Annotated in this window: 3 protein-coding genes and 1 pseudogene; 2 read left to right on the top strand and 2 right to left on the bottom strand. The window is 38.8% G+C overall.

The window, feature by feature from the left end; genetic code table 11:
- Positions 1-197 (bottom strand): annotated as a pseudogene (locus VLB74_RS09030) (3-deoxy-D-manno-octulosonic acid transferase); the annotation flags it as partial.
- Positions 198-297: 100 nt separating this feature from the next.
- On the opposite strand from VLB74_RS09030, the gene VLB74_RS09035 reads away from it, so the two are divergent.
- Together VLB74_RS09035 and galE are read left to right on the top strand one after the other, a co-directional pair.
- Entirely contained in the window at positions 298-1431 is a 1134-nt protein-coding gene (locus tag VLB74_RS09035) for a DegT/DnrJ/EryC1/StrS family aminotransferase (protein WP_325203129.1), read from the top strand.
- Between the two features lie 58 nt (positions 1432-1489).
- A complete protein-coding gene (galE, locus tag VLB74_RS09040; RefSeq protein WP_325203130.1) occupies positions 1490-2515 on the top strand; it encodes a UDP-glucose 4-epimerase GalE in 1026 nt (341 codons plus the stop codon).
- A 90-nt stretch (positions 2516-2605) separates the two neighbouring features.
- Here galE and VLB74_RS09045 read toward each other — a convergent pair whose 3' ends face one another.
- Positions 2606-2857, bottom strand: a complete 252-nt coding sequence (locus VLB74_RS09045) for a hypothetical protein (RefSeq protein ID WP_325203131.1) — start codon at positions 2855-2857, stop codon at positions 2606-2608.
- Between the last annotated feature and the right edge of the window lie 119 nt (positions 2858-2976).

Raw genomic sequence — 2976 nt, forward strand, 5'->3', positions numbered from 1 at the left:
GGAATTCCCTGTTCGTATTCGCCAAGCGAGGCCGCATGGAACCAAATGGTTTTATCGGAAGCTGAAATTTTCGAAGAGAGTGTGGCTAAAACCGACTTGCGTCCGTCAACGAATAGTTTTATTTTCGGGCTGAACAATGCTACAATCTGCAACAGAAAACCGGCTATTCGAACCACTAAATTATAGAGGAAAAACATAACTTTTCTTTTGTCGCGCTAAAATACGGTTTCTTTTTATTATCCTTAAATCATTCTACTTTAATTCGTATTTTTGCTTGTTTTAAATAGACTTTTCAAAATGAGAAAATTACAGATGGTTGACTTAAAAAGTCAGTACGAAAAAATAAAAGATACCGTAAACGCTTCTATTCAGGAGGTTTTAGACACCAATACTTATATTAACGGACCGCAAGTGCAACAATTTCAGAAGAGTCTTGAGGACTATTTGGGTGTTAAACATGTGATTCCTTGCGCTAACGGAACCGATGCGTTGCAGATTGCTATGATGGGGTTGAATTTACAGCCTGGAGATGAGGTGATTACTGCCGATTTTACTTTTGCGGCAACCGTTGAAGTGATTGCTTTGTTAAAACTTACACCGGTTTTAGTGGATGTGGAAATGGATAACATGAACATTTCAATTGAAGCGATTAAAAAAGCGATTACCCCTAAAACAAAGGCAATCGTTCCGGTACACTTGTTCGGTTGTGCGGCCAATATGGATGCCATCATGGATATCGCCAAAGAACATAATCTATATGTAATCGAAGATAATGCACAGGCAATTGGCGCAAACTTCACCGGAAGAGATGGTTCGAAACGAAAAGTAGGAACTATTGGTCACGTAGGGGCGACGTCATTCTTCCCGTCTAAAAATTTAGGTTGCTACGGAGACGGAGGAGCAATTTTTACGAATGATGATGAGCTGGCGCACACACTACGCGGAATCGTAAATCACGGAATGTACGTTCGCTACCATCATGACGTGGTTGGTGTGAATTCACGTTTGGATAGTGTTCAGGCGGCGGTTTTGAATGCTAAACTTCCACTGTTGGATTTGTACAACGAAGCAAGACAGAATGCTGCCCGAAAATATTCAAAAGGATTTGAAGGACATAAAAATATTATTGCACCGGTTATCCCGGATGAATGTGATTGGCATGTTTTTCACCAATACACATTGCGAATTATTGATGCGAACCGTGATGCGTTGATGGATCACCTTCAGGCAAAAGGAATTCCGTGCGCTATTTACTATCCGATTCCGTTGCACAGTCAGAAAGCGTATTTGGATACGAGATACAAAGAGGAGGACTTCCCGGTAACCAATCAACTGGTAAAAGAAGTAATATCATTACCGATGCATACCGAGTTAGATGACGAACAAATTGGTTTTATCGTCGATTCTGTTCTTGAATTTTTCAAAAAGTAAGTTATAAGGCTTATTTTTATAACATCACAGTTATTTGTTGAATTTTAGGTAAGGGGCAATGAAAATACTTGTAACAGGAGGATTGGGTTTTATTGGATCGCATACGGCGGTAGAATTGCAAAATCAGGGTTTTGATGTTGTGATTATAGACGATTTGTCCAATTCTTCGATAGAGGTCTTGGAAGGTATTTCAAGAATCACCGGAAAAACACCGGCTTTTGAGAAATTGGATTTGCGTGAAAAGAGTGCTGTTCAGGATTTTTTCAAACGTCACGCGGATATTTCGGGTGTGATTCATTTTGCGGCTTCAAAAGCGGTAGGGGAAAGTGTAGAGAATCCGCTCCTATACTACGAAAATAACATTGGTTCTCTGGTGTATCTTCTTCAGGAATTGGAGAAAAAAAATGAGGCTAATTTTATTTTCAGTTCTTCTTGTACCGTTTACGGTCAGGCCGGAAAAATGCCTATTACAGAAGATGCTCCTATTCAGGAAGCTGTGTCGCCTTACGGGAATACAAAACAAATAGGAGAGGAAATAATTAAAGATGTTGTAAAAGTATCCAATATCAATGCTGTTTTGCTGCGTTATTTTAATCCGATAGGAGCTCATCCGAGTGCCGAAATTGGTGAATTGCCAATAGGAGTTCCACAGAATTTAGTGCCGTTTATCACCCAGACAGGGATTGGTCTGCGAGAGGAATTGTCTGTTTTTGGAGATGATTACCCAACTCCGGACGGAACTTGTATTCGAGATTATATTCATGTGGTGGATCTGGCAAAAGCGCATGTGGTGGCATTACAGCGTTTACTACAGAAAAAAAACACAGAAAAAGCTGAAGTTTTTAATGTGGGTACCGGTAAAGGAAGTTCTGTTTTGGAGGTTATTAAAGCTTTTGAAAAAGTGAGCGGACAGAAATTACCATACAAAATTGTAGGCAGAAGAAGCGGAGATATTACCGTTGCCTATGCAAATACCAATAAAGCCAACGCTGTTTTGAACTGGAAAGCCCAATCGACATTGGAAGAAGCATTGACCAGCGCCTGGAAATGGGAACAGAAAATCAGAAAAGTACTTGCTAAATAAAAAACTCCCAAATCAGTAATGGTTTGGGAGTTTTTGTATAACGTTAGGTTGTTTTGCAAATAAAAAGAGGCCGGATAAACCGGCCTTAAATTACTTTTTAGCGTCTTTTGAAACTTCTTTAGCAGCTTCTTCTACTTTAGCAGCACCAGCAGCAGTTGCATCAGCAGCTTTAGCAGTTGCAGTATCAGCAACAGCTTCAACAGCAGCAGCAGCAGTATCTACAGTTTCAACCATTTCAGTTGCAGCAGCATCAGTTGCCTCTTCCATTTTCTCTTCAGTTTTTTCTTTACAAGAAACCATTAATGCTCCAACGAAAGCTAAAGCTAAAAGTGTTTTTTTCATTGTTTAATTTTTAAGAATTAATAATTATTTATACTTGTGATAAAGTTAAAATTTTTTTTGAATTAAAAACATTTATGAATAAAAATTTTAATTCTGTTTTAATTAAGCAGAATGGGTTA

Source organism: Flavobacterium sp., from assembly GCF_035456225.1.
Lineage (GTDB): Bacteria > Bacteroidota > Bacteroidia > Flavobacteriales > Flavobacteriaceae > Flavobacterium.